Below are 25,369 nucleotides of genomic sequence, written 5' to 3' on the forward strand. Positions count from 1 at the left end.
TTGAATCGATTCGATCACGGCTCCTGTAGTAGGATTGCGCTGCTTTATTCGCCCATGGAACAGGGTGATGTCGTGACAAACGACCACAAATAACAATTAAAACAACATAACTCATTGATAAACGAGACTTTAATATGATTGCGCAAAAATACACTACAGGACCCGGCAAGAAGGGCGCCTTCGGCGTGCTTTCGCTCTCCGGTTTGCTCGTCTCCCTGCCGCTGATGGCCGAACAAACCACCGCTGAGCTGCCCAAAGCCAGCGAAACCATGGTGGTGACAGGTACGGCTATGAAGGTGGAAGTGCCGATGGCCGAGACCCCTCGCGCCGTCTCCGTGGTTAATCGCGAGGAGCTGGATCAGCACGCCGTGTTGCAGCTGGATGAAGCGATTCGCTACCGTTCCGGCGTATTGACCGGCCTCTATGGCTCAGACAACAACACCGACTGGTTCAAGGTGCGTGGCTTCGATGCCGCCTCTTATCTGGATGGCAACCGGTTGTTTGGCACCGGCTACTACGTCTGGACGCCGGAACCGTTCGGTCTGGAGAGTGTGGAAGTGCTGAAGGGGCCAGCCTCGATCCTTTACGGTGAGGCGCCTCCGGGCGGGGTGATCAATGCCATCAGCAAGCGACCGACCGCCACGCCGCAAGGGCAAGTAGATCTGCAGCTTGGCAGCCGGGATCATCGTCAGGTCGGGGTGGATGTCTCTGACGCGCTCTCCGACAACAGCCGCTACCGCATGGTTGCTCTTTATAAAGAGCGTGATGGTGTGCTTACCGGCACCTACAACGATCGGGTTTATCTGGCGCCGAGCGTCACCTTCGATCTTTCGGATCGTACCAGCCTGACCCTGCTGGCCAGCTTCCTGCACGACGAAGGGGTCCCGACCAACGGCTTCTTCCCGGTCTATGGCACCCTGAATACATCAGGTGGCCAGATTGATCCCTCTACCAACCTGAGCCAGCCGGATTACGATCGCAACCGCAATACCCAGATCTCCACCGGTTACGAGCTGGCCCACCAGCTCAACCAGACTTGGGAGTTCAAGCAGAACGTCCGCTTCAACTACAACGATCTGCTGCTGCGCCAGACCTATATCTTCCCGACCTATGAAGGCACAACTGCCAGTCGTGGCCTGGTTTACCGTGATGGCAATACCAAGAGTGCCACCATGGACAACCAGATGGTGGGCTACTGGAACACCGACAGCACCGAGCAGACCTTGCTGCTGGGGGTGGATCTGCAGCGTCATGTCAATGAAGGGGTCGAGGCCGACAACTACGCCATGGGCACCATCAATACCATGAACCCGGATTACAGCGGCTTCCCCGGTTTTGATGAGTCGACCGCCACTCACCAGAAGAGCAGCAAGGGCCAGAGCGGTCTCTATGCCCAGCACCAGATCCGCTGGGACGATCGCTGGTTGCTGACTGCCGGTGGCCGTTTTGACTATGTGGAGACCCACAATACCAATACCAGCAAGGACGAGCGCCAGTACGATCACGAGCTATCCCTCTCGGGCAGCCTGATGTATCTGGCCGACAACGGCCTCTCTCCCTACTTTGCCTATGCCGAGTCGTTCGAGGTGCTGCCGGGGATCGATCCCAACACCAAGAGTTCCTACAAGCCGCTCAAGGGCAAGCTCTACGAGACCGGCGTGAAGTATGCGCCTGCCTTCCTCGACGGTTACATCAATATGGCGCTGTTCGATCTGGCCCAGACCAACTCGCTGGTCTCTACCGGTTCCGGCCAGCAGACCCAGGCGGGTGAAGTGACCTCTCAGGGGATTGAGCTGGAAGGGAGCTTGCAGGTGACAGATGCGCTGCGTCTGACCGCTGCTTATACCTACACCGATGCCAAAACCAACGACACCGGCAGTGGCGATCGCCGTGCCAGCCTGATCCCGCGCCACCAGGCCTCCTTCTGGGGTAACTACAAGGTGCAGCAAGGGGTGGCTTCGGGTCTGGAGCTGGGTACCGGTGTACGTTATATCGGTTCCAGCGTGGGTATTGGCGCCGTGAATGCGGACTACACCCCCATCTACGGCTCTGCCGAGGTGCCGGCCCATACCGTCTGGGATGCGATGATCGGGTATGACTTTGCCAAGAACTGGCGTGCCCAGCTCAACGTCAACAACCTGCTGGGTGAAACCTACGTGGCCAGTTGTGACTACTACTGCTACTACGGCGAGCCGCGCAGCGTAGTGGGCAGCATCAACTACCGCTGGTAATCGAAGTCGGGCGGGAACCGGATTCCCGCCCTTCTTTTCACCCGCAGTTGTTCTGATCTCTCTGGAATACCGGTCCGTTATGGAACTCTTGTCTCTGGTTTATCGTCAATATCGTTGGCCCTTTATCGCCATTACCCTGCTCAGTCTGCTCAGTGCAGTCAGCGGGATTGGCGTCATTGCCTTTATCAATCAGTCTCTTATCGAATCTATAGGTGATCCGCTGCCGATCCTCGGTCAGCTGGTCGGCCTGATTGTGCTGCTGCTGGTGATCACACTCGGATCTCAGCTGGCCCTGACCACTCTCGGTCACCATTTTGTCTACCGGTTGCGCGGACGCCTGCTCAAGCAGTTGCTGGATACTGATGTCGCCCGCATTCGCCAGATTGGTCAGGGGCCGCTGCTGGCTTCCCTCTCCAGCGATATCGGCCAGATCACCATCGCCTTCGTGCGCCTGCCGGAGCTGGTGCAGGGGCTGGTACTCACGCTGGGTTCTGCCCTTTACCTTGGCTGGCTCTCTCCTGCATTACTCGGGGTGACCGCGCTCTGGGTCACGATTACCATGGTGGTGGGCTGGTTGCTGGTGAACCGTGTTTATCGCCATCTCTCCCACATGCGTCAGGCCGAAGATCGGCTCTATCAGAACTATCAGGCCATCATCGCCGGCAGCAAGGAGCTGGCGCTCAACCGCGAGCGGGCTCACTTCGTTTACCACCAGCTCTATGAACAAAATGCCCGTGACTACCGCCAGCAGATCATCCGCGCCGACACCTATCACCTGAGCGCGGTGAACTGGTCGAATATCATGATGCTGGGGGCCATCGGTCTGGTCTTCTTTCTGGCCAACGGCCTTGGCTGGGCCAACACCAATGTGGCCGCCACCTTTGCGCTGACCCTGCTGTTCCTGCGCACCCCGCTGTTGCAGGGGATTGGCGCCCTGCCGACCCTGCTTGCCGCTCAGGTGGCGTTCGACAAGATCGCCGCCCTCAATCTGACCGAGGCGGATGCGGATTTCCCGCTGCCGCCCGCCATCCGCCCCTGGCAGCGTATCGAGTTGGAGCTGGTGAGCTTTCACTATCAGGGGGAGGGCGGCTTTGCCGTTGGCCCCATCGATCTGGTCATCGAAAAGGGGGAGCAGATCTTCATCATCGGCGGCAATGGCTCCGGCAAGTCGACGCTGGCCATGCTGCTGACCGGCCTCTATCAGCCGGTATCGGGCCGGATCCTGCTGGATGGTGAGCCGATCACCGATCGCAATGGCTATCTGGCGCTCTTCTCCGCCATCTTCACCGACTATCACCTGTTCCAGCACCTGCTGGGGCCGGAACCCAAGGATGAGCTGGTGGCCGAGTGGCTGGAGCGGTTGCAGATGGGCAGCAAGCTCACCATCGAGGATGGCTTTATAGCCGATATCGATCTCTCCCAAGGGCAGCGCAAGCGGGTCGCCCTGCTGCTGGCGCTGGCCGAGCAGCGCGAGGTGATGCTGTTTGACGAGTGGGCCGCGGATCAGGATCCCCAGTTCCGCCGCATCTTCTATCAGGTGCTGTTGCCGCGCCTCAAGGAGATGGGCAAGACGGTGATTGCCATCAGTCACGATGATCACTATTTCCCGCTGGCCGATCGCCTGCTGGAGATGCGTCAGGGCCAGCTCACTGAACTGACCGGCGTGCGCCGTGCCGCAGTGAGCCGCGATGCGATCGCCCATCTGGATTGCGAGGTGCCGGTTTGATACCGGCACTGATGAGACTGGCGGCAAGCCAGCACAGGAATTGCTTATGTTAGAGATGAAATCAGCCTGCTTCACGGTCAATGACCGCACGCTGCTGCACCCCACCGACCTGCGTTTCGAGCAGGGACAGGTCTATGGCCTCATCGGCCACAATGGTTCGGGCAAATCGACCCTGCTCAAGCTGCTGGCTCGCCAGCAACCCCTCAGCGACGGCGAGATCCTGTTCGATGGCAAGCCGTTGCCCGACTGGGGCAATCGGGAGTTTGCCCGTCAGGTGGCCTATCTGCCCCAGCATTTGCCGAGCGCCGAGAATCTGCTCGGGCGGGAGCTGGTGGAGATGGGCCGCTACCCCTGGCGTGGCCTGCTGGGCCGGATGGGGGCGGAGGACCACCGCCAGGTCGATCGGGCCATCGCCCTTACCCATACCGAACGCTTTGCCGATCGGCTGGTGGATACCCTCTCAGGCGGCGAGCGGGGGCGGGTCTGGCTGGCGATGCTGCTGGCCCAGGAGAGCCGCTTCATCCTGCTGGACGAGCCGCTGGCCGCGCTGGATGTGGCCCATCAGGTGGAGGTGCTGACGCTCGTCAAGCAGTTGAGCCGTCAGCTAAACCTCGGGGTCATCATCGTCATTCACGACATCAATATGGCCTCCCGCTTCTGTGATCGGCTGGTGGCGCTCCACTCCGGCCGCCTGCTCACCCACGGTGAACCTGAGGGGATCATGACCAGCGAGACCCTGCACGCCATCTATGGCATTCCGATGGAGGTCATTCGCCACCCGGCTCATGCCCATCCCATCGCCATCGTCTGACCGGGGGGCTCTCTTGAATCGTTTATTGAAGAAGATGGCACCCTGCCTTATTAGCCTGCTGCTGCCACTTGCGGCGCAGGCCGACAAATCCCCGATCGCTTCTGCGCCGCTACCCCGTATCGCCACCGTCGACTGGACCATAGCCGAGACCCTGCTGGCGCTCGGGGTGACACCGCTGGCGGTGGGGGATGCAGGCCCCTATCAGGCATGGGTCGGCGAGCCACGGCTACCTGCCGGAGTGGTGAATATCGGCCTGCGCACCCAGCCCAACCGTGAGCTGCTGGCGGAGCTCAAACCCGATCGCATCCTCATCTCGCCGCTGGCGGCCCCGCTGGCACCAACTCTTTCCCGCATCGCACCGGTGAGTACCATCGCCCTCTATGATGGGCAAACCGATCTGTGGCAGAGACTGCACGAGGTGACCCTGACCCTCGCCCGTATAGTGGGCAAAACTGCCGAGGGCGAACGGCTGCTGGCCGGGCTGGATCGGGATCTTGCTAGTATGCAGGCCAGATTGCCTGCGGATTTGCCGCCCCTGCTGGTGGTGCAGTTTATCGATGAGCGCCATGTGCGGGTGTTTGGTCGCCACAGCCTGTTCGATGCGGTGATGACGCGGCTTGGGCTGCGTAATGGCTGGCAAGAGCAGACCAATGACTGGGGTTTCTCGGTGGTCAGCATCGAGCAGTTCATGACCTTGCCAACCGCGCGGCTGGTGGTGGTCGATCCCATCCCGGTAGGGGTGAGCGAACGGCTGCAGGAGCCTGGGCTGTGGCAGCATCTGCCGCTGGTACGGCAGGCGCCCGTGTTGCATTTGCCTGCGGTCTGGAGTTTTGGTGGCGTATTGGCCGCCCGCCGTTTCGCCGGTCTGCTCAGCGATGCATTGTTGCAAGATGCCGAGCGTATGGAGGCTGGCCGATGAAGCGACTGCTCACATCGCCGCTGCTGCGGCCGGTCTCGATCCTGCTGGGATTGACCCTCTTGCTCGCGTATTGGGAGCTGGCTCGCCAGCTGCCCGCTGCGCTCTGGTGGCAGAGCCTGTTCGCCCCCAATCTGGCTGATGTCAGCCAAGCGGTGGTGCATTTCAGCTGGCTGCCCCGCTTGGCGGTCACCCTGCTGGCCGGGGCGGCGCTCGGGCTGGCGGGTACCCTGATGCAGCAGGTGCTGCGCAACCCGCTCGCATCACCGACCACCTTGGGGGTAGCCTCCGGCGCCCAACTGGCGTTGATGATGGTGACCCTGTTTGCCCCTTCCTGGCTGCTGCTGGGGCGGGAGTGGATCGCCATGGCCGGTGGCAGCCTCGCGATGGCACTGGTGTTTGCCTTGGCCTGGCGTCGCCAGCTCAATCCGGTGGTCATCGTCTTTGCCGGGTTGGTGATCAACCTCTATCTGGCGGCCATCAGCATGGGGCTCTTGCTGTTCTTTCAGGAGGAGCTGAAAGGCTTGCTGGTGTGGGGCAGTGGCTCGCTAGTGCAGAACAGCTGGAGCGGGGTGAGTTACCTGTTGCCCCGCCTGCTGGCAGCCGCTTTGCTGGCCGTTGTGCTGGTGCGCCCGCTGGCGGTGCTGGAGCTGGATGATGCCAGCGCCCGCAGTCTGGGGGTATCCCTTCAGCATCTGCGTTTTGCCGGACTGGGGCTGGCGGTGTTTGTCACCGCTTGCGTGGTGATCGTGGTGGGGCTGATCGGCTTTATCGGGCTGGCAGCGCCCGCCATGGTGCGGCTGCTCGGGATCCGCCAGCTCGGCCAGCGGCTGCTGTGGGCACCGATCCTCGGCGCCCTGCTGCTGGCGGCGACCGATCTGCTGCTGCAGAGCCTGAGCCGCTTCTGGCCGGTATTGATCCCCACCGGCGCCATGACCGCCCTGCTGGGGGCGCCGCTGCTGCTCTGGCTGATCCCGCGCCTTGGCATCAAGTCGGGTACGCCGAAGGCAAACGCCAGCCTGCTGGTGGCCCGCCATCCGGCACCGGCTCGCCTTATTGGCCTGTTGTTGGTCGGGCTGCTGATGGCCGTGGTCGCCTCCCTGCTGTTTGGGCAGGGAATGACGGGCTGGAGTTGGCCGAGCTGGCTCCGCTGGCAGGCCCAGTTGGAGTGGCGGCTGCCGCGCACTCTGGCGGCGGGGGCGGCTGGCGTGCTGCTGGCGCTGGCGGGCACCCTGTTGCAGCGGGTCAGCAACAATCCTATGGCGAGTCCGGAGCTGCTGGGGGTGAGCGGCGGCACCTTTATGGGGGTGATAACGACAGCCTTACTGCTGCCAGCTTTGCCGTTGCCCATAATGCTGCTGGGTGGCCTTCTCGGTGCCTTCGGCTGCCTGTTGCTGCTGGTGCTGGTCAATCGCAAGCACGGTTTCCAGCCGGAGCGGATCCTGCTCTCCGGTATCGCCATCACGGCACTGTTTGAACCGCTGCAGGCCATTGCGCTGGCCAACGGCGACCTACGGGTGCAGCAACTGCTCTCCTGGATGTCCGGTTCTACCTATTACGTCACCCTGCCGGTGGCCTATGGGTTGGTGGGGCTGGTGCTGTTGATGCTGGCCGCCTGCCTGTTGGTGAGCCGCTGGCTCGATCTGATGCCGATGGGTAGTGCTGTAGCGACCGCGCTGGGCATTCGCCTCAACCGTGCCCAGCTCGCCATCCTGCTGCTGGTGGCCGTGCTCACTGCCAGCGCCACCCTGGTGGTGGGGCCGCTCTCGTTCGTCGGTCTGTTGGCGCCACATATGGCCAAGCTGATGGGGTTGGTGCGGGCACGCTGGCACCTGCTTGGGGCCGCCGCTTCCGGCGCCCTGTTGATGGTGTCGGCTGACTGGGTCGGCCAGCAGATCCTCTTCCCGCAGGAGGTGCCAGTCGGGCTGGTCTCCACCTTGTTAGGGGGCGCTTACTTCATGTGGTGCCTGCGCCGCCTTTAGGTTTGTGGATTGGCTATCGTGTAGTCGGATCAGGGTTGCCAATATGGCAGTAACGATAGGCAGTGTTTTTTGGGGCCAATAACTTGGCCCCCAATATGAGCCGACGTGGCAACTGTTGGGATCATGCTGTCTCTGAATCGTTCTTCAGTTCGCTGAAAAAAAGATCGCATCATAAAAAGGATCAACAAAACCCACGATCTGGCCCGCGCCGAAATCTTCGATTGCATTGAAGCGTTCTACTACAGAGTGCGACGCTAGAGCCACCTTGGATGCGCGCCACACCAAAGGTCTTCGAATAAGTCTCGTCGTGAGAACAGAATATGTCTACCATCGTGGGCTAAGTCCATCTGATCTGGGTATGATCCTGCGCCAGATTGTCTCGACTTCACTTGCTTATTGTCTTATAAATACAAACGTTTAGATATTGCCAACCTAGCGAGGCAAAGGATGAAATTTATTTTCGATCTCGACGGAACTCTTAGCTGCTGTGAAACATTGCCTATCATAGCTAAAAGTTTCAATGTCACTACGCAAATAGAAGAGTTAACTGCCCAGACTATTAATGGTCAGATCCCATTCATGGAAAGTTTCATCAAGCGGGTTGACATACTTGGTCACCTAGATGTGGCTCAAGTTGCTCGCATCGTAGCGGATATTCCCCTTAACCAGTCTCTGCTCGATTTTATCAATAGTAACCGTGATGACTGTATTATTGCCACTGGAAATTATAATGGCTGGATCGCAGAATTAGCCAAAAAAATAGAGTGCGTAATTCGTTCATCAGAAGGGGAAGTTGATGCCAATGGTAAGGTTCGATTAACCAAAATACTAAAGAAAGAAGATATTGTTAAAGAGTATCAAGCGCAAGGTGAGCAAGTCGTTTTCATCGGTGATGGAAATAATGATGCTGAGGCCATGAGGATCGCTGATGTTTCTATTGCTTGCGGCTTGATTCACCAACCGGCAAATACGGTCATGCAAGTTGCAGATTATGCAGTATATGATTCTGTTGCTATGCTCAGGTTACTGCAACAGATAAAATCACCTCAAAATGGAAGGTCAGTGGTAATTAGTGCTGCGGGGGTTGGTTCGCGCCTTGGGCTGGGACAAACAAAGTCGCTTATTAAGCTACAAGGGGTGCCACTTATTCATCTACAGCTAGAACAATTCCGGCATGTAAGTGATCTTAGAATAGTTGTTGGTTTTCAGGCTAGCAGTCTTATTGATGAAGTATGCTCGATCAGAAAAGATATTATTTTTGTTTTCAATCACGATTATTTTCACTCTAAAACTGGCGCTAGTCTCTATCTTGGTGGTAAACATGCTAATGAAATGATTATTGCTTGGGATGGGGATCTATTAGTTCACCCAGATGATATTGCTCAGTGCATTGAAGCAGAGCAAGAATTTATTGGGGTGAGTCAAAAAGTGAGCGAAGACGCAGTTTTTGTGAAGCTCAATGAACAAGAACAAGTTGTTTCATTTTCCAGAGATGATGGTGATTACGAGTGGTCTGGACCTGCTGCCATCCGCAGGGAAAATATAAGATTTACCTCGGGCCATCTTTACAATCTTTTAGAACCATTATTGCCAATGTCTGCGAAGATAATACGAGCGCAAGATATTGACACTTATGAAGACTATAAGAAAGCTGTTGATTTTGTGGACTCGTGGAGTAGTGGTAATCATAAAATAAATAGTTATTATGAAAAACTAGCCAGCAAAATAAAATCACCAATAGAGACTAGAAATAAAGCCCCCGATTTTTCTATTTTTGATATTGAGTTAGTCAAACGTTTCTCAGATAAAAGTAAAACCCTGCTTGATCTTGGTGCTGGTACTGGGCTGCTTGTTAATCACCTTACAGAAGATTTCTCTAAAATAATCGCTGTAGAAAAATATTCTAACTTTAGCGATTTTATAAAAAGAACGGACAACCTGAAAGTTATTAATGAAGATCTCAATATATTTGATGTGGCAGAGAAATTTGATCTTGTTACCATTTTTGGTGTGATGAATTTCTTCAATAGAACAGAGGCGGAACGGATTTATCAGAAGGCTCGCTCATGGATACGACCTGCTGGTACTTTGATAGTCAAGCATCAGATGGGGTGTACTAAAGATGTCATTGTTGATGGTTACTCCAAAGAGCTAGGAACAGATTACTACTCTGAATATAGATGGCTACAGCATGAGATAGATCTTATACGTCAAGCCGGTTTCAGCATTAAGGAAGTTGTTGATATTTATCCAAAAGAGTACAACCGATGGGATAACACCCATTTCTATGCCCTTGTCTGTATACCTGAAGAGAGCAGTTAGGCAAAACTGTATGAATAATAATTATTGGATGACGATACCATGAGTCGATTTACGCGTTTTCTCCAATCATTCCTGAGGCGTTCAGGAAAGTGCGATGCTGATCTCATTTTTTCAGAACAGCTGGTTAATCTGAGTCAGGGGATTGAGCAAGGTAACCAGCAACTGTCAGAGGGGCAGCTAACTCTGCGTGATGATATCTCCAGACTTCAGGCTATAACAGAACTTCTGCGCGAGAAAGTCAGTTCATTACCGGTGATGTCATCAGCCAATGTCCACGATGTGATAGTTACAGCGGCTGAGCTTGAAGATGTTTTTGTTGGTATTTCTAAAAATATCAAGAGTTGGCAGCAGTGCAATATAGTTTTTGCATGTCCAGTGCTACATGATGGTGTCTCGTTACTGTTGCAAGATCAGGAAGTTATTTATGTTCGCAATGTTGACGATTTTGTATTGCATTTGAAAGATCGTCATGTAACAAGTATTGGTATCGCATCACCTTGGCTGATGCAGGATTTTATTGGTGAGCGACATATCCTAAATCTACTTCTGAGGGCTTGTCAAAGTCATATTTTATATATCGATAATTGCCATTTTGTGGTACATAGCAGCAAGAACACTAGAAAATGTCTTCATAAGGTTGGTTTCTATGAGATAGCACAGCTTTCGGAAAATCAAAAATGTGATTTTGTCTCTATTGGATGTTTGCCTGATGGTTCTTATTCTGTATTTGGTTCTGCGCCGGCGATTTATACTGAGTCGCCCAGCTGTGTAACACTTAGGGCGGCTAGACTCCCAATTTGCAATACCGAAAATTTCTATTGGGAGAATTTGATGATAACACCATTTGATTCGACCAAGATTGGTTTTATGGCGCCAGCTGATGGTTTTTCTCTGGCCATTGCTCAGGCAAAAACTGCTGTAGATGATGTGATTAGTATAAAGGCTAAATTTTCGTGGTTGGGGGCTGGGAGTGGACATGCTTCTCTGGTCGCTTGCTATTCAGGCCCGCAAGATAGTCATATGTATGCCTGTATGCTTCAGGCATCCACGGCAGATATGCCTGTTATCACATTATGGGTTAATGATGGTAGTTGGAGGATAATAAGTGAGCCTAAATTTATACCATGTGAAGAGGTGAATGTTACCGCTGGGCAGTACTCTACTATTATTGCACTCTCTGTCATGTCTACCAAGGTAATGGTTGAGGTTGGCAGCACTCTCATTATTGATGTCATTGACACCAAGTTGACGCGTACACCGCGAGTGGGGATAAGAGCAAGCGATAATCAATTTGCTGTTTCTCAAATTACCACATAATAAAAGGCCAGACCTCATGAAAATTGTTACCTCAGGCGTAGATTCTGAGTATGTGTTGGCTAATTTATGCAAATACCTTAGGGCGGTTGGTTATGATGTCACAGAGTTGGATTTTGGCCAACTCACAGCGCAGGATGAAGATTTACTTGCCCCCTTTATTGGTGAGGATGTTGTCTACATTACATCAGCACATACTAATTTAACTAGAGATGTTGCAAAGTTTTTGGCGCCAAAATTTAATGAACACTACCCAAATTATTTATCGCCATTAGAAATAATTCAAAAATTAAAACCTAAGAAATCCATATATATTCCACATGATCTTCTTACTCCTTTTGGAGATAAAAATCTCAATGAACTAAGGTTTTTGGATCTTTTTGACTACATACTTACGCCTTTTTCATCCTCTGCACTCCAGGCGACCTTGGGTCGTCATACGAAAGTCATAGAAAGTGGATGGATAAAGCATACAAAAAGTGCTCGTCCTAGCCAGCCAGCCCAAAAAAATAAACCGAGGATTGTACTGTTCATCAGTATGTTTGAACACTTGCGTCTGAGATTTGGTGATTCAGGAATAGTCGATTACTTTGCTCCGCTTATAACGGAAAATGTCAGAGTCAAGTTACCTGCTTGGCGGGACGTGGCGCAGGTAGAGATATTATTCAATAATCGTTTTCCCGATTGCATCATTCCCGCTGAGGAGTGCTCGATCCGAGCGATTCAGGAGGCTGATGTTGTGTTGTGCAACGGTGCTTCCTCCATACACGCCGAGTCCATTCTAATGGGGCGGCCCACAGTCTGCCTGTTGGATGATGAGGGCTTGCCCTCCGATGAGCAGCGCAGCAAGCTGGGACATCTCCAGGCCATTCTGTTTCATGACTATCGGCAACGAGCACCATTGGCAGATGAGTTTGTCGAGCAGGCGATGAAATATCACAGCAACTTCCCGTCAGCCCACTTTGATTATGGTGTAGTGGAAAACATCATCAGCAAGTGATGCTGTGGTCATTGTGATGGCGCAGTTGCGTTTGTGCTTGCGGATGCCCGTGGTTGGTTCAAGGTAGGAGCCGGCGTAATAGGTTAAGCGCAGAGCGCGCTTGCCTTCGGCGTCAGGTTCGCGGAATTCGATGCTGATCTTCATAATTGTCCCCCGAAAGTACCCCGAGAGGTTACTTCGGGGTACTCTCGGGGTAAATTCTCACGAAACAAGATCAGGCAAGAATAGCCAGTAAAAAACAAAGTTCAATATTTACAATGTCTTATGTTCTCACTGGCTGCTTTTTATTGCTGATTTTTCACCACATTACTTGCCGATGCAGAAGCTGGAGAAGATACGGCCCAGCAGATCGTCGGAGCTGAATTCGCCGGTGATCTCGGAGAGGGACTCCTGTGCCAGGCGCAGCTCTTCGGCTACCAGCTCGCCAGCCACGAACACTTCCAGTTGCTCCTTGGCCACCAGCAGGCGCTCGGCGGCGCGCTCCAGCGCATCCAGATGGCGGCGGCGGGCCATAAAGCCCCCTTCGGTGTTGCCCTGGAAGCCCATGCAGGCTTTCAGGTGCTCGCGCAGGGCGGGCAGCCCCAGCTCGGTCTTGGCGGAGATGCGGTAGACGGCGTGGCCCTGCTCCTGGCTCGGTGCCAGATCCTCGCCGGTCAGGTCGGCCTTGTTGCGAATGACGGTGAGGCCGATGTTTTTTGGCAACCGATCAACAAATTCCGGCCAGATCTCTCGCGGGTCAACCGCATCCGTGGTGGTGCCATCCACCATAAACAGCACCCGATCGGCCTGTTCAATCTCGGCCCAGGCGCGTTCGATACCGATCTGCTCCACCTTGTCCTGAGTGTCGCGCAGACCGGCGGTGTCGATGATGTGCAGCGGCATGCCATCGAGATGGATGTGTTCGCGCAGCACGTCGCGGGTGGTGCCAGCAATCTCGGTGACGATGGCCGACTCGCGGCCCGCGAGGGCATTGAGCAGGCTCGATTTGCCGGCGTTGGGACGACCGGCGATCACCACCTTCATCCCTTCCCGCAGCAGGGCGCCCTGTTTGGCTTCCCCGCGCACGTCGTCCAGCTCGGACATGATGCTGTAGAGGTCGCCCGCCACCTTGCCGTCGGAGAGGAAGTCGATCTCCTCGTCCGGGAAGTCGATGGCCGCTTCCACATAGATGCGCAGCCGGATTAGGCTCTCCACCAGTTGCTGGATTTTGCTGGAGAACTGCCCCTGCAGGGAGTGCATGGCGCTGCGGGCGGCCTGTTCGCTGGAGGCTTCAATAAGGTCAGCGATAGCTTCGGCCTGGGCCAGATCCAGCTTGTCGTTGATGAAGGCGCGCTCGCTGAACTCGCCGGGGCGGGCAGGGCGGATGCCATCGATTTTCAGAATGCGGCGGATCAGCATGTCCATGATGACGGGGCCGCCGTGGCCCTGCAGCTCCAGCACGTCCTCGCCGGTGAAGCTGTTGGGGGCTTTGAACAGCAGGGCGATGCCCTGATCCAGTACCTGGCCTTGCTCATCCTTGAACGGCAGATATTCGGCGTAGCGCACCCGCGGGAGCTTGCCGAGCACTATCCCGGCGACCTGTTCGGCGGCGGGGCCGGAGACCCGGACTATGCCGACGCCACCACGGCCTGGCGCGGTGGCCTGGGCCACGATCGTATCTGTTGTCATCTTGCTTGGCTCGTTTGTTCGCTGATAGGAAAACGTAGTGGGAGACATTGTAATAAAAAAGGCGGCCCGAAGGCCGCCTCTTTTGTCATCACGGGAAGATTAGCTGCGTGAATGCAGTCCTTTCTTCTCCAGCTGACGATAGATGATGGTCTGCTGGATGATGGAGATGACGTTGCTCACCAGCCAGTAGAGAGTCAGGCCAGCCGGGAACCAGAGGAACATGAAAGTGAAGATGATCGGCATGAACTGCATCACTTTCTGCTGCATCGGGTCGGTGATGGTGGTCGGGCTCATCTTCTGCAGATACCACATGGAGGCACCCATGAGGATTGGCAGCACGAAGAAGGGGTCCTTCACTGACAGGTCAGTGATCCACAGGGCAAACGGTGCGTGACGCAGTTCAACGGACTCCATCAGTGCCCAGTAAAGGGCGATGAAGATCGGCATCTGAACCAGGATCGGCAGGCAGCCACCCAGCGGGTTGACCTTTTCCTTCTTGTACAGCTCCATCATGCCCTGAGACATCTTCTGGCGGTCGTCGCCGAAGCGCTCGCGCAGGGCCGCAATCTTGGGTTGCAGCATGCGCATCTTGGCCATGGAGGTGTACTGGGCCTTGGTCAGCGGGAACATGATGCCGCGCACCAGCAGGGTCAGCATGATGATGGCCAGACCCCAGTTCTGGACGAAACCGTGGAACACGGTCAGCAGCCAGTGCAGCGGTTGGGCGATGAACCACAGCCAGCCGTAGTCGACGGTCAGGTCGAGGTGGTTAGCCACCTTGGCCATCTGGTCTTGCAGCTTGGGACCGACCCACAGCTTGCTGGTCACTTCAGCCTGTTGGCCGGCAGCCACGTCAACCAGCGGCGCCTTGTAACCGATGATGGCCTGGCCTTTGCCCGGGATCACACGGCTGTAGAAGCTGTTGGTATCGTCGGCATTTGGTGCCCAGGCAGAGACGAAGTAGTGTTGCAGCATGGCGACCCAACCACCTTTGGTGGTCTTGTTCAGGTCGGCATCCTTCATCTCGTCGAAGGTGTACTTCTTGTAGCGGGTATCTTCAGTGGAGAAGGCACCACCACGGTAAGCGCTGGCTACCATGGCATGACCTTCCTGATCCTTCGGTGTGGCTACGGTCTGCTTCAGCTGACCATAGAACTGCACCTGAACCGGCTCGGCAGATTTGTTGTCGATCTTGTAGTCGACGCCAACGGCATAGTCGCCACGCTTGAGGATGAACTCCTTGGTGAAGACCACGCCCTTGCTGTCGGTCCAGGTCATCGGAACGACGACTTGATCCTGACCATCGGCCAGCTGATAGCTGGTCTGGGCGGCTTCATAGGTAGGACGACCTTCGGCCTGACTGTCCGGACCGTTGCGACCCACCAGACCGCTCTGGGCGATATAGAGGTGCTCAGGCTTGCTGGTCAGCAGCACGAACGGTTGGTCCTTGCCCTCTTCCAGTTTGTGAGACAGCAGTTCGGCAGACACGATGTCGCCACCCTGGGTATCCAGGGTCAGCTTGAGCACGTCAGAGGAGACGGTGATCAGCTTGCGTGCGGCAGTCGCATTGGCTTGCTCGGAAACCTGAGGAATATCACCGGTCTGACCGGCTTCAGGTACGAAATGTTCGGTTTGGGCCACGGTAGTCGGGGCCGGCTTCGGAGCCTTGTCGGACTCCCACTGTTGCCAGAGCAGAAAGCTCACGAACAGCAAACCGATCAGGAGTAGATTGCGTTGTGATTCCATAGTTTTCAGTTTCTTCGCTTTGGTTGCGGAACCGGGTCATAACCACCCTCGGATAAGGGATGGCATTTTAATAGACGTTTGCTGGCTAACCAAACGCCTTTTATGAAACCGTGAAGTCGGATGGCTTCTATCGCAAATTGGGAACAAGTTGGGGTAAAACGGCAGCGCGGCCCGAGCAGAGGGCTAATGATTAGCTGATACAGGCGTATCAGTTTGATAGCTACCCATTGCAACGGCGTGACAGGGTGCGCCATAGCTTTTCCAGTAACTTGAACAGTTCCTCGTTATCCATCTCTTTCACACCGGCCTTGGCGATCACCACGATGTCGATAGCGGGCAGCTGATGTTGTTTGAGGCGGAAACTTTCCCGAACCACCCGTTTGACACGATTACGCCAAACGGCACGCTTGAGTGCTTTTTTGGGCACAGCGAGACCAAGACGAGGGTGTTCGAGCGAATTGGGAGAAGCGAGAAGGGTAATCTGCGGAGAGGCGGCCCGGACAGGCTCGGCGAAAACGCGTTTGAAGTGTTCGGGAGTTAACAGACGTAACTCCCGAGAGAAGGTGTGCTGGGTAGGCATTAGACTACCAGGCGGGCACGACCCTTGGCACGACGAGCGGCCAGAACTTTACGACCGTTGGCAGTTGCCATGCGGGCGCGGAAACCGTGAGAGCGCTTGCGCTTCAGGTTGGACGGTTGAAAAGTACGTTTCATGATTCGATTCCGTATTTCTGTACAGTTTTGATTGTCACACTTAGCCGACGCGCCAGCTATAGCGTGTGACGACTAGCAAAAGAGGCCGAATTCTAAACAGAGTTCGGCTTTTAGTCAATCCGCCGTTCCCTCTCATCCTGCCGTGGTCTTGAAAAGGCCACTGCCGAGCGTGAGGATCCAGAGGATCAAGGGCTCCGGATTATACTGGCTACCTGGGGTTAAACAAGGGATCCCTCAATAAAAAAGGCGGCCAGGCCGCCAAAGAGAGAGCTATTTAAGGACTTTCCGCAAGAACTCCCGGGTACGGGGATCCTTGGGATCGACCAATATCTGATCCGGCGGGCCCTGCTCGACGATCCGCCCCCCTTCCATGAAGATCACTCGATCGGCAACATCACGAGCAAATTCAATCTCATGAGTCACCACCACCATGGTCTGGTGCTGGCGGGCCAACTCCTTCATCAGTCCCAAAACCTCGTCGACCCACTCGGGATCGAGGGCCGAGGTGGGCTCATCAAACAGGATCACCTTGGAGTGGGCCGCCATGGCGCGGCCAATGCCGACCCGTTGTTGTTGGCCACCGGAGAGAGAGGCCGGATAGGCATCCTGCTTGTCGGCGAGGCCAATGTCCTTGAGGATGCCGAGCGCTGTGGCGCGGGCCTCCGCTTTTGGCTGCTTCCAGACGGTGATCAGCCCTTCGGCGATGTTGTCGAGCGCTGTTTTGTTGGCAAAAAGGGCGTAGTTCTGGAACACGAAGGAGGCCCGCTTGCGCAGCTCGATCGCCTGCTGTTCGCTGGCCTTGGCCAGATTCAGCTCGAGATCGTCGATGGCAAGGGTGCCCGCATCCGGGGTCTCCAGCAGGTTCAGGCAGCGCAACAGGGTCGACTTGCCGGTGCCGGAGGGGCCGATGATGACGACAATTTCCCCCTTTTTGACCTCCAGATCGATGCTGTTGAGCACCTGATTGCCGTGATATGCCTTGGAGAGGCCGGTTAGCTTGATCATGAACGCCCTCCTTTAATAGGCACGGTTGAGACGGACTTCCAGCAGATGCTGCAAGCGGGTAAAGAAGATCACCACTACCCAGTAGATCAGCGCCACCGCCATAAAGCTCTCGAAGAACTTGAAGGAGGAGGAGGCTTCCATCTGCGCCTTGCCCATGATCTCGGCCACCCCCAGGGTGAACGCCAGCGAGGTGCTCTTGATCATATCGATGAAGTAGTTCATCAGCGACGGGGTGGCGATACGGGCCGCCTGCGGCAGGATGATCCGCTGCATCGCCTGATAACGGCTCATGCCGATACTGAGCGCCGCTTCCATCTGGCTTTTGTGAATGCCGAGGATGGCTGCGCGGATCGACTCGGCCATGTAGGCGGCGAAGTGCAGGGTCAGACCGACGATGGCGGCAGTAAAGGCATCCATCCCCACGAAGATCGGGAACAGCTGCGGCAGTCCGTAGTAGAGCAGGAACAGCTGAACGAGTAGCGGTGTACCCCGAAAGAACGAGATATAGAGCATTGCCAGCCAGTGAATCGCGGGGACGCGAAACACCCGTACTATCGCCAGGGCCAGCGAGAGTACGAGTGCCAGCACGAATCCCCACAGGGCCATTTCCATCGTGGTGCCCAGATATTTGAGCAGGATGGGAAACAGCCCCAGCGTGTATTCGAGGTCAAATTCCATCATTTATTTGTCGGTGATGTCGGAAGCGAACCATTTCTCGGAGATCTGACGCAGGGAGCCATCCTTGCGCATGGCGGTCAGGGCCTCGTCGACCTTCTTCAGCAGCGCCTGTTTCTCCGGGGTCTTCAGGAAGGGCAGGGCGTTCTCGATAGTCTCGAACGGTGCGCCAGCCTGTTGCAGCGGCAGCTTGGACTCTTTGATCAGCTGGGCGGTGGAGACGCGGTCCATCACGAAGGCATCGATGCGACCCAGCGCGACATCCTGCTCGAAGGCGGAGTCATAGGTGCGGATGTCGATCTTTTTGTTCGGGTCGTTCTTGCGCAGCAGCTCTTCGAAGTTGGAACCCAGGTTCACGGCCACCTTCTTGCCTTCCAGATCCTTGATACCGTGGATGGTGCTGTTGCCCTTGCGTACCACGATCTGGGCGCCGTCATAGACGTAAGGCTGGGAGAAGTCGTACTTCGCCTTGCGCTCGTCGGTGATGGTGATCTGGTTGGAGATGGTATCGATGCGGCCGGTTTCCAGCATGCCAAACAGGCCGGAGAAGCTGGCGGTCACGAATTCGACCTTGTAGCCGGTACGCTCGCCGATCTGGTTCCACATATCCACTTCAAAGCCCTGCAGCTTGTCCTGCTTGACGAAGGTGAACGGGAAATATTTGCCAGACATGCCGACCTTGATGGTCTCCTGGGCGATGGCCTGACCGGACAGGGTGGCGAGCAGGATGGCTGCGCCGGAAATCAGTTTGATGGATGTTTTCATGGTGTTTCTCTCTCTCAATGTCTTGTATTTGTAGTTGTAATAACTGGTTTGACCCTGATGTTATTGGAATAAAATTTAAAAAATAAATGACATTTGGTTATATGAAATAACAGGAGAGAAGTAAGGGATCGACCAATCCGGACGGTGGATCAAGCTGTGGGTAACTTTGGGGATGAAATCCGATCCAAAGGCGCTGGATCCTTGAAAGTCAAGGATCTTATTTGCTGGATCCACCGGGCGATGGCTGGAGATCCGGCGGCTAAAAACGTAGAATAGCCGGTCTTTAGTTAATCAATCGACAGGAGTTTAGAGTGACTGCTTCGCTATGGCAGCAGTGCCTTAACCGGCTGCAAGATGAGTTGCCCTCGGCAGAATTCAGCATGTGGATCCGGCCGCTTCAAGCGGAGTTGAGTGACAATACTCTGACCCTGTATGCACCGAATCGCTTTGTTCTGGACTGGGTACGAGACAAGTATCTCATCCGGGTTAACGGCATCATCAACGAACTCTGCGGGGTCGACGGCCCCGCCCTGCGTTTTGATATAGGCAATCGTCCTCATCCTGTTGCTGTCGCCAGAGCGCCGGTACAGGGTGCCGCGCCTGTGAATAACTTGCAGAAGAGCTGGGAAAGCAAGGCTGAAGCCAAGCCCGAGCCGAACCACAAGAGCAACACCAACGTGAACTATACCTTCGAGAATTTCGTCGAGGGTAAGTCCAACCAGTTGGCGCGTGCGGCTGCCCGTCAGGTAGCGGACAATCCGGGTGGTGCTTACAACCCGCTGTTCCTCTATGGCGGCACTGGCCTGGGTAAAACCCACCTGCTGCACGCCGTTGGCAATGCCATCAAGGAGAGTAAAAAAGATGCCAAAGTCATCTATATGCACTCCGAGCGGTTTGTTCAGGACATGGTGAAAGCGCTGCAAAACAACGCCATTGAAGAGTTCAAGCGTTACTACCGCAGCGTCGATGCCCTGCTCATCGATGACATCCAGTTCTTCGCCAACAAGGAGCGCTCCCAGGAGGAGTTCTTCCATACCTTCAATGCCTTGCTGGAAGGTAACCAGCAGATCATCCTGACCTCGGATCGCTATCCGAAGGAGATCAACGGTGTCGAGGATCGCCTCAAGTCCCGCTTCGGCTGGGGCCTGACCGTGGCGATCGAACCGCCGGAGCTGGAGACCCGTGTCGCGATCCTGATGCGCAAGGCAGACGAGAACCAGATCCATCTGCCGGACGAAGTGGCCTTCTTCATTGCCAAACGTCTGCGATCCAACGTCCGTGAACTGGAAGGCGCCCTCAACCGGGTGATCGCCAACGCCAACTTCACCGGCCGTGCCATCAATATTGATTTCGTGCGCGAAGCGCTGCGCGACCTGTTGGCACTGCAGGAGAAGCTGGTCACCATCGACAACATCCAGAAGACGGTGGCGGAGTACTACAAGATCAAGCTGGCGGATCTGCTCTCCAAGCGTCGTTCCCGCTCTGTTGCCCGTCCGCGCCAGCTGGCGATGGCTCTGGCCAAGGAGCTGACCAACCACAGTTTGCCGGAGATAGGTGATGCCTTTGGTGGCCGTGACCACACTACCGTTCTTCATGCCTGCCGCAAGATCGAGCAGCTGAAGGAGGAGAGTCACGACATCAAGGAGGACTATTCCAACCTGATCCGTACCCTTTCTTCCTGATAACGGAATCGAGTGGACAGATGCAGCGCGAATATTCCAACCTGATCCGAATCTTTTCCTCCTAATCACAACGGAGAGCACAGATGCAGCTCGAAATTAGCCGTGAGGCCCTGTTACGTCCTCTGCAACTGGTGTCCGGCGCCCTCGGCGGCCGACCGACCCTGCCGATCCTCGGCAACGTGCTGCTTGATGTCAGCAACGGTCTGCTGTCACTGACCGGTACCGATCTCGAAGTAGAGATGATCGGTCAGGTCTATCTGAATGGGGCCAGCGAAGATGGCCGCACCACAGTACCGGCGCGCAAGCTGCTGGATATCTGCCGTGGTCTGCCGGAAGGCGCCGAGATCCGTCTCAATACCGAAGGCGAGCGCCTGATCATCCGGTCCGGTCGTTCCCGCTTCAACCTATCGACCCTGCCGGCGACCGAGTATCCGAACATCGAGGATTGGGAATCCGTGCTCGAGTTCGATATCAGCCAGCTGGAGCTGAAGAAGCTGATCGATGCGACCCAGTTCTCCATGGCCAGCCAGGATGTTCGTTACTACCTGAACGGTATGCTGTTCGAGAGCGAAGGTCACGGTCTGCGCACCGTGGCGACCGATGGTCACCGTCTGGCTACCTGCCGCCGCGAGGTGGTCGGGGAATCGCTGCCCGATCATCAGGTTATCCTGCCGCGCAAAGGGGTACTGGAGCTGGTGCGTCTGCTGGAAGCGGAAGACAAGCCGGTACGTCTGCAGATCGGTCGCAGCAACCTGCGTGCAGCCCTCGACGGCTTCATCTTCACCTCCAAGCTGGTGGATGGTCGCTTCCCGGACTGGCGCCGCGTCATTCCGCGCAACAGCGACAAGGCCTTGATCGCCGGCCGTGAGGATCTGCGTCAGGCGTTTGCCCGTGCCGCTATCCTCTCCAACGAGAAATTCCGTGGGGTGCGTCTCAATCTGCAGGAAAACCTGCTGCGCATCACCGCCAACAACCCGGAACAGGAAGAAGCCGAAGAGCTGCTTGACGTACAATATGCCGCTGGCGAGATGGAGATCGGCTTTAACGTCTCTTATGTGCTCGACGTGCTGAATACGTTAAAATGTGACCAAATTCGGATTAGCCTGAGCGATTCCATCAGCAGTGCCATTATTGAGGATTTTGAACATCAGGATGCTCAGTACGTGGTGATGCCGATGCGGATCTAGTCGTGTCCCTGGTCAAACTCCAGCTCAGCGATTTTCGCAATATCCAGCAAGCCAGTCTCAAGCTGTCGCCCGGCCTCAACATTCTGGTCGGGTGCAATGGCAGCGGCAAGACCAGCGTGCTGGAAGCCATTCACTACCTTGGTCTGGGGCGCTCCTTTCGCACTCATTTGACCGGGCGGGTCATCCGCCAGGGGGAGAGGGCCTTTACCCTGTTTGCCCAGTGCGAGCTGGAGGGACGTCAGGTACCGATCGGTCTTGCCAAAGACAAGAGTGGCGAGACCCAGCTCAAGATTGCCGGGGCACAGGCCCAGCGGCTGGCCGATTTGGCGGAGCTGTTGCCGGTGCAGTTGATCCATCCCGATGGTTTCAACTTGCTGACGGGCGGGCCTCAGGCTCGCCGCGCCTGGCTCGATTGGGGCGTTTTCCATCAGGAGCCAACCTTCTTTGCCCTGTGGGGGCGAGTGCGGCGGCTGCTGAAACAGCGCAATGCGCTGCTGCGCCAGAGCACCCAGTACCGCCAGCTGGCGTTCTGGGATCAGGAATTGGTGCGGCTGGGTGGTGAGCTGGCCGAGTTTCGCGCCAGTTATTGTCAGGCCATTACGCCCCTGATCAAGGAGATGACGGCGGATTTTCTGCCGGAATTCGATATCAGTCTCGGCTTTTACCGGGGCTGGGAGAAAGATACTCCCCTCGGCGATCTGCTGGAGGCGGGGTTTGAGCGGGATCGGGCGCTGGGCTATACCGGTGTCGGTCCACAGAAAGCCGATGTGCGCCTCAAGGCGAACGGGGTACCCGCTCAGGATATTTTGTCCCGGGGTCAGCTGAAGTTGCTGGTCTGCGCCATGCGACTGGCCCAAGGGCTCTATTTGAATCAACATAGCAGCCGTGGCTGTATTTTTTTAATTGACGATTTTGCCTCTGAACTGGATGTCGACAAGCGCCGCTTGCTGGCCGCAAGGCTGAAGCAGTGTGCGTCCCAGGTGTTTATCACTGCCATCGACACCGGTCAGCTCGCAGACATGATGGATGCGAATGACTGTAAGTTGTTCCACGTGGAACAGGGTAAAATCTCCGAAACGTTAGAGAAGGCAGAGAGTAAGCTATGAGTGAAAATACTTACGACTCCTCGAATATCAAGGTGCTGAAGGGCCTGGATGCGGTCCGCAAGCGCCCGGGGATGTATATCGGCGATACGGATGATGGCTCGGGTCTGCACCACATGGTGTTCGAGGTCGTCGATAACTCCATTGACGAGGCGCTCGCTGGCTACTGCTCCGATATTCTGGTCAAGATCCATTCCGACGGTTCTGTCTCTGTGCGTGACAATGGCCGGGGTATCCCGGTAGACATGCACGAGGAGGAGGGCCGCTCCGCCGCAGAGGTCATCATGACCGTGCTGCACGCAGGCGGTAAGTTTGATGACAACTCCTACAAGGTATCCGGCGGCCTGCATGGCGTGGGTGTCTCCGTCGTTAACGCCCTCTCTGACAAGCTGTTGCTGACCATTCGTCGTAACGGTCACGTCTACGAGCAAACCTATCATCTGGGTGAGCCACAAGCGCCGCTCAAGCAGATTGGCGACAGCACCGGCACCGGTACCGAAGTTCGCTTCTGGCCGAGCCCTGCCATTTTCAGCGATACCCTGTTCCACTACGAGATCCTGGCCAAGCGCCTGCGTGAGCTCTCCTTCCTCAACTCCGGTGTCTCCATCCGTCTGCAAGACGAGCGTGATGGCCGCGAGGCGCATTTCTGCTACGAGGGTGGCATCAAGGCATTCGTTGAATACCTGAACCAGAACAAGACCCCGATCCATCCGAAGGTGTTCCATTTCACCACCGAGCAGGATGGTATCGGCGTGGAAGTGGCGATGCAGTGGAACGACGCCTATCAGGAAGGGGTCTACTGCTTCACCAACAACATCCCGCAGCGGGATGGTGGTACTCACCTCGTTGGTTTCCGTACCGCGCTGACCCGTACTCTGAACTCCTATATGGACAAAGAGGACTACAGCAAGAAGGCCAAGTCTGCCGCCAGTGGCGACGACGTGCGTGAAGGTCTGATTGCCGTTATCTCCGTCAAGGTGCCGGATCCCAAGTTCTCCTCCCAGACCAAAGACAAGCTGGTCTCTTCCGAAGTGAAGACCGCAGTTGAGCAGGCGATGGGTGAGAAGCTGGCGGACTTCCTGCTGGAAAACCCGGGCGATGCCAAGATCGTGGTCAACAAGATCATCGATGCGGCCCGTGCCCGTGAAGCGGCCCGCAAAGCCCGCGAACTGACCCGCCGCAAAGGCGCGCTGGATATCGCCGGTCTGCCCGGCAAGCTGGCTGACTGTCAGGAAAAAGACCCGGCTCTCTCCGAACTCTACATAGTGGAAGGGGACTCTGCTGGCGGTTCCGCCAAGCAGGGTCGCAACCGTAAGAACCAGGCCATCCTGCCGCTCAAGGGCAAGATCCTGAACGTAGAGAAGGCCCGTTTCGACAAGATGATCTCCTCGCAAGAGGTGGGCACCCTGATCACCGCACTGGGTTGCGGTATCGGTCGCGACGAGTACAACCCGGACAAGCTGCGTTATCACAACATCATCATCATGACCGATGCGGACGTCGATGGTGCGCACATCCGAACCCTGCTGCTGACCTTCTTCTATCGTCAGATGCCGGAAATCATCGAACGTGGCTACGTCTACATCGCCCAGCCGCCGCTCTACAAAGTGAAGAAGGGCAAGCAGGAGCAGTATCTGAAAGACGAAGACGCGCTGCTGCAGTACCAGACCGCCATGGCGCTGGATGGTGCCACTCTGCACGTCAACGAGTCTGCCCCGGCTATCGGTGGCGAGGCACTGGAGCGCCTGGTCAACCAGCACCGCTCGGTGACTCACCTGATCACCCGCATGTCTCGTCGTGCGCCGGAAGCCGTGCTGACCCAGCTGATCTATCAGCCGGAGTTGAACGAAGCGCTGCTGAACAGCGAGAGCGATCTGCTGGCCTGGTGTCAGGGGATGGAAGCCGTGCTCAACGAGAGCAACCACGGTATCCAGTACCAGATCCAGGTTCGTCGTGATGAAGAGCGCAGCCTGTACGTGCCGCACGCAGTGGTACGTCAGCACGGGGTTGACCGCGAATACCCGCTCAGCTACGACTTCCTGCAGTCCGGTGAGTACCGTCAGCTGGTTTCTCTGGGCAAGGAGATCGCCAACCTGATCGAGGAAGGTGGTTTCATCAAGCGTGGCGAGAAGGTCAAGCCGGTTGCCAACTTCGTGGAAGCCGTCGAGTGGCTGATGGGTGAAGGCAAACGCGGCATCTATATCCAGCGCTACAAAGGGCTGGGCGAGATGAACCCGGACCAGCTGTGGGAAACCACCATGGATCCGGAAGCTCGCCGCATGCTGCGCGTCACCATCGACGATGCCGTCGGTGCCGACCAGCTCTTCTCCACCCTGATGGGGGATGCAGTAGAGCCGCGTCGCGACTTTATCGAGACCAACGCCCTGCGCGTAGCCAACCTCGACGTCTAATTCGACGCTGTCAGTTCGATATAAAAAAGCCGCTCCCTGTGAGCGGCTTTTTGTTTTTCTGGCGAAGGAGGTGCACGTTCCACGTGAAACATGGCTCCGTCTTGATGGTGC

The 25,369-nt window shown here is 56.1% G+C and carries 21 protein-coding genes and 1 pseudogene; 13 read left to right on the forward strand and 9 right to left on the reverse strand.

Annotated elements, in window-relative coordinates; translation table 11 throughout:
* The first annotated feature begins 134 nt into the window (after window positions 1-134).
* From G5306_RS16050 to G5306_RS16090, 9 genes and pseudogenes are all read left to right on the forward strand, one after another.
* Entirely contained in the window at window positions 135-2,231 is a 2,097-nt protein-coding gene (locus G5306_RS16050) for a TonB-dependent siderophore receptor (protein WP_421313150.1), read from the forward strand.
* 79 nt (window positions 2,232-2,310) lie between these two features.
* A complete protein-coding gene (locus G5306_RS16055) occupies window positions 2,311-3,957 on the forward strand; it encodes a multidrug ABC transporter permease/ATP-binding protein (protein WP_139405221.1) in 1,647 nt (548 codons plus the stop codon).
* 46 nt (window positions 3,958-4,003) lie between these two features.
* Entirely contained in the window at window positions 4,004-4,768 is a 765-nt protein-coding gene (locus G5306_RS16060) for an ATP-binding cassette domain-containing protein (protein ID WP_139405222.1), read from the forward strand.
* 34 nt (window positions 4,769-4,802) lie between these two features.
* Window positions 4,803-5,687 carry an ABC transporter substrate-binding protein gene (locus G5306_RS16065; RefSeq protein WP_421313202.1) on the forward strand — a complete coding sequence of 295 codons (885 nt, stop codon included), beginning with the start codon at window positions 4,803-4,805 and terminating at the stop codon, window positions 5,685-5,687.
* Window positions 5,684-7,666, forward strand: a complete 1,983-nt coding sequence (gene fhuB / locus G5306_RS16070) for a Fe(3+)-hydroxamate ABC transporter permease FhuB (RefSeq protein ID WP_421313152.1) — start codon at window positions 5,684-5,686, stop codon at window positions 7,664-7,666. The genes G5306_RS16065 and fhuB overlap by 4 nt, the downstream gene beginning before the upstream one ends.
* A 24-nt stretch (window positions 7,667-7,690) precedes the next feature.
* Window positions 7,691-7,924: pseudogene (locus G5306_RS16075) on the forward strand (IS3 family transposase); the annotation flags it as partial.
* A gap of 189 nt (window positions 7,925-8,113) precedes the next feature.
* Window positions 8,114-9,988 (forward strand): HAD-IB family phosphatase, encoded by a 1,875-nt coding sequence (locus G5306_RS16080; RefSeq protein WP_421313153.1) that lies wholly within the window; start codon window positions 8,114-8,116, stop codon window positions 9,986-9,988.
* 39 nt (window positions 9,989-10,027) lie between these two features.
* The gene (locus tag G5306_RS16085; RefSeq protein ID WP_421313155.1) at window positions 10,028-11,305 is read left to right on the forward strand and encodes a hypothetical protein; all 1,278 of its coding nucleotides are present in this window, start codon (window positions 10,028-10,030) and stop codon (window positions 11,303-11,305) included.
* A 16-nt stretch (window positions 11,306-11,321) separates the two neighbouring features.
* A complete protein-coding gene (locus G5306_RS16090) occupies window positions 11,322-12,302 on the forward strand; it encodes a hypothetical protein (RefSeq protein ID WP_421313156.1) in 981 nt (326 codons plus the stop codon).
* On the opposite strand, the gene G5306_RS16095 is transcribed toward G5306_RS16090, so the two are convergent.
* The 9 genes from G5306_RS16095 to G5306_RS16135 form a co-directional block, all read right to left on the reverse strand.
* Window positions 12,255-12,446, reverse strand: coding sequence for a hypothetical protein (locus G5306_RS16095; RefSeq protein ID WP_421206808.1), 192 nt, complete (start codon window positions 12,444-12,446; stop codon window positions 12,255-12,257). The genes G5306_RS16090 and G5306_RS16095 overlap by 48 nt on opposite strands.
* A 162-nt stretch (window positions 12,447-12,608) precedes the next feature.
* Window positions 12,609-13,970 (reverse strand): tRNA uridine-5-carboxymethylaminomethyl(34) synthesis GTPase MnmE, encoded by a 1,362-nt coding sequence (gene mnmE, locus G5306_RS16100; protein ID WP_106844446.1) that lies wholly within the window; start codon window positions 13,968-13,970, stop codon window positions 12,609-12,611.
* A 99-nt stretch (window positions 13,971-14,069) separates the two neighbouring features.
* Window positions 14,070-15,716: a membrane protein insertase YidC gene (yidC, locus tag G5306_RS16105; protein ID WP_216949902.1), complete on the reverse strand. Its 1,647-nt coding sequence runs from the start codon at window positions 15,714-15,716 to the stop codon at window positions 14,070-14,072.
* Between the two features lie 5 nt (window positions 15,717-15,721).
* Window positions 15,722-15,970: a membrane protein insertion efficiency factor YidD gene (gene yidD / locus G5306_RS16110; protein ID WP_075116235.1), complete on the reverse strand. Its 249-nt coding sequence runs from the start codon at window positions 15,968-15,970 to the stop codon at window positions 15,722-15,724.
* Window positions 15,937-16,296 carry a ribonuclease P protein component gene (gene rnpA, locus G5306_RS16115; RefSeq protein ID WP_005342318.1) on the reverse strand — a complete coding sequence of 120 codons (360 nt, stop codon included), beginning with the start codon at window positions 16,294-16,296 and terminating at the stop codon, window positions 15,937-15,939. The genes yidD and rnpA overlap by 34 nt, the downstream gene beginning before the upstream one ends.
* The gene (rpmH, locus tag G5306_RS16120; protein ID WP_005307156.1) at window positions 16,296-16,430 is read right to left on the reverse strand and encodes a 50S ribosomal protein L34; all 135 of its coding nucleotides are present in this window, start codon (window positions 16,428-16,430) and stop codon (window positions 16,296-16,298) included. The genes rnpA and rpmH overlap by 1 nt, the downstream gene beginning before the upstream one ends.
* A 270-nt stretch (window positions 16,431-16,700) precedes the next feature.
* On the reverse strand, window positions 16,701-17,435 hold the full coding sequence (locus G5306_RS16125; protein ID WP_069555114.1) for an amino acid ABC transporter ATP-binding protein: 735 nt from the start codon (window positions 17,433-17,435) through the stop codon (window positions 16,701-16,703).
* Window positions 17,436-17,447: 12 nt separating this feature from the next.
* Window positions 17,448-18,116, reverse strand: coding sequence for an amino acid ABC transporter permease (locus tag G5306_RS16130; RefSeq protein WP_019445518.1), 669 nt, complete (start codon window positions 18,114-18,116; stop codon window positions 17,448-17,450).
* Window positions 18,117-18,875, reverse strand: a complete 759-nt coding sequence (locus G5306_RS16135; protein ID WP_005339308.1) for an amino acid ABC transporter substrate-binding protein — start codon at window positions 18,873-18,875, stop codon at window positions 18,117-18,119.
* A 311-nt stretch (window positions 18,876-19,186) separates the two neighbouring features.
* Here G5306_RS16135 and dnaA point away from each other — a divergent pair, with 311 nt between their 5' ends.
* The 4 genes from dnaA (at window position 19,187) to gyrB (ending at window position 25,258) form a co-directional block, all read left to right on the forward strand.
* Window positions 19,187-20,557, forward strand: a complete 1,371-nt coding sequence (gene dnaA, locus G5306_RS16140) for a chromosomal replication initiator protein DnaA (protein ID WP_005339307.1) — start codon at window positions 19,187-19,189, stop codon at window positions 20,555-20,557.
* A gap of 83 nt (window positions 20,558-20,640) precedes the next feature.
* Window positions 20,641-21,744, forward strand: coding sequence for a DNA polymerase III subunit beta (dnaN, locus tag G5306_RS16145; RefSeq protein WP_005339306.1), 1,104 nt, complete (start codon window positions 20,641-20,643; stop codon window positions 21,742-21,744).
* Window positions 21,745-21,746: 2 nt separating this feature from the next.
* Window positions 21,747-22,850, forward strand: coding sequence for a DNA replication/repair protein RecF (gene recF / locus G5306_RS16150; protein WP_005339305.1), 1,104 nt, complete (start codon window positions 21,747-21,749; stop codon window positions 22,848-22,850).
* Window positions 22,847-25,258 carry a DNA topoisomerase (ATP-hydrolyzing) subunit B gene (gene gyrB / locus G5306_RS16155; protein WP_005357188.1) on the forward strand — a complete coding sequence of 804 codons (2,412 nt, stop codon included), beginning with the start codon at window positions 22,847-22,849 and terminating at the stop codon, window positions 25,256-25,258. The genes recF and gyrB overlap by 4 nt, the downstream gene beginning before the upstream one ends.
* The last annotated feature ends 111 nt before the right edge of the window (window positions 25,259-25,369 follow it).

Source organism: Aeromonas sp. 603404, from assembly GCF_049171775.1.
GTDB lineage: Bacteria > Pseudomonadota > Gammaproteobacteria > Enterobacterales > Aeromonadaceae > Aeromonas > Aeromonas veronii_A.

Excerpts from the sequence above, each read along its gene's own strand:
- yidC (WP_216949902.1), bottom strand. The coding sequence starts at position 15,716 with ATGGAATCACAACGCAATCTACTCCTGATCGGTTTGCTGTTCGTGAGC.
- G5306_RS16090 (WP_421313156.1), top strand. The coding sequence starts at position 11,322 with ATGAAAATTGTTACCTCAGGCGTAGATTCTGAGTATGTGTTGGCTAAT.
- rpmH (WP_005307156.1), bottom strand. The coding sequence starts at position 16,430 with ATGAAACGTACTTTTCAACCGTCCAACCTGAAGCGCAAGCGCTCTCAC.
- dnaN (WP_005339306.1), top strand. The coding sequence starts at position 20,641 with ATGCAGCTCGAAATTAGCCGTGAGGCCCTGTTACGTCCTCTGCAACTG.
- G5306_RS16095 (WP_421206808.1), bottom strand. The coding sequence starts at position 12,446 with ATGAAGATCAGCATCGAATTCCGCGAACCTGACGCCGAAGGCAAGCGC.
- G5306_RS16065 (WP_421313202.1), top strand. The coding sequence starts at position 4,803 with ATGGCACCCTGCCTTATTAGCCTGCTGCTGCCACTTGCGGCGCAGGCC.
- yidD (WP_075116235.1), bottom strand. The coding sequence starts at position 15,970 with ATGGCGCACCCTGTCACGCCGTTGCAATGGGTAGCTATCAAACTGATA.
- G5306_RS16130 (WP_019445518.1), bottom strand. The coding sequence starts at position 18,116 with ATGATGGAATTTGACCTCGAATACACGCTGGGGCTGTTTCCCATCCTG.
- mnmE (WP_106844446.1), bottom strand. The coding sequence starts at position 13,970 with ATGACAACAGATACGATCGTGGCCCAGGCCACCGCGCCAGGCCGTGGT.
- fhuB (WP_421313152.1), top strand. The coding sequence starts at position 5,684 with ATGAAGCGACTGCTCACATCGCCGCTGCTGCGGCCGGTCTCGATCCTG.
- G5306_RS16085 (WP_421313155.1), top strand. The coding sequence starts at position 10,028 with ATGAGTCGATTTACGCGTTTTCTCCAATCATTCCTGAGGCGTTCAGGA.
- G5306_RS16060 (WP_139405222.1), top strand. The coding sequence starts at position 4,004 with ATGTTAGAGATGAAATCAGCCTGCTTCACGGTCAATGACCGCACGCTG.
- G5306_RS16055 (WP_139405221.1), top strand. The coding sequence starts at position 2,311 with ATGGAACTCTTGTCTCTGGTTTATCGTCAATATCGTTGGCCCTTTATC.
- G5306_RS16050 (WP_421313150.1), top strand. The coding sequence starts at position 135 with ATGATTGCGCAAAAATACACTACAGGACCCGGCAAGAAGGGCGCCTTC.
- G5306_RS16125 (WP_069555114.1), bottom strand. The coding sequence starts at position 17,435 with ATGATCAAGCTAACCGGCCTCTCCAAGGCATATCACGGCAATCAGGTG.
- G5306_RS16080 (WP_421313153.1), top strand. The coding sequence starts at position 8,114 with ATGAAATTTATTTTCGATCTCGACGGAACTCTTAGCTGCTGTGAAACA.
- rnpA (WP_005342318.1), bottom strand. The coding sequence starts at position 16,296 with ATGCCTACCCAGCACACCTTCTCTCGGGAGTTACGTCTGTTAACTCCC.
- G5306_RS16135 (WP_005339308.1), bottom strand. The coding sequence starts at position 18,875 with ATGAAAACATCCATCAAACTGATTTCCGGCGCAGCCATCCTGCTCGCC.
- gyrB (WP_005357188.1), top strand. The coding sequence starts at position 22,847 with ATGAGTGAAAATACTTACGACTCCTCGAATATCAAGGTGCTGAAGGGC.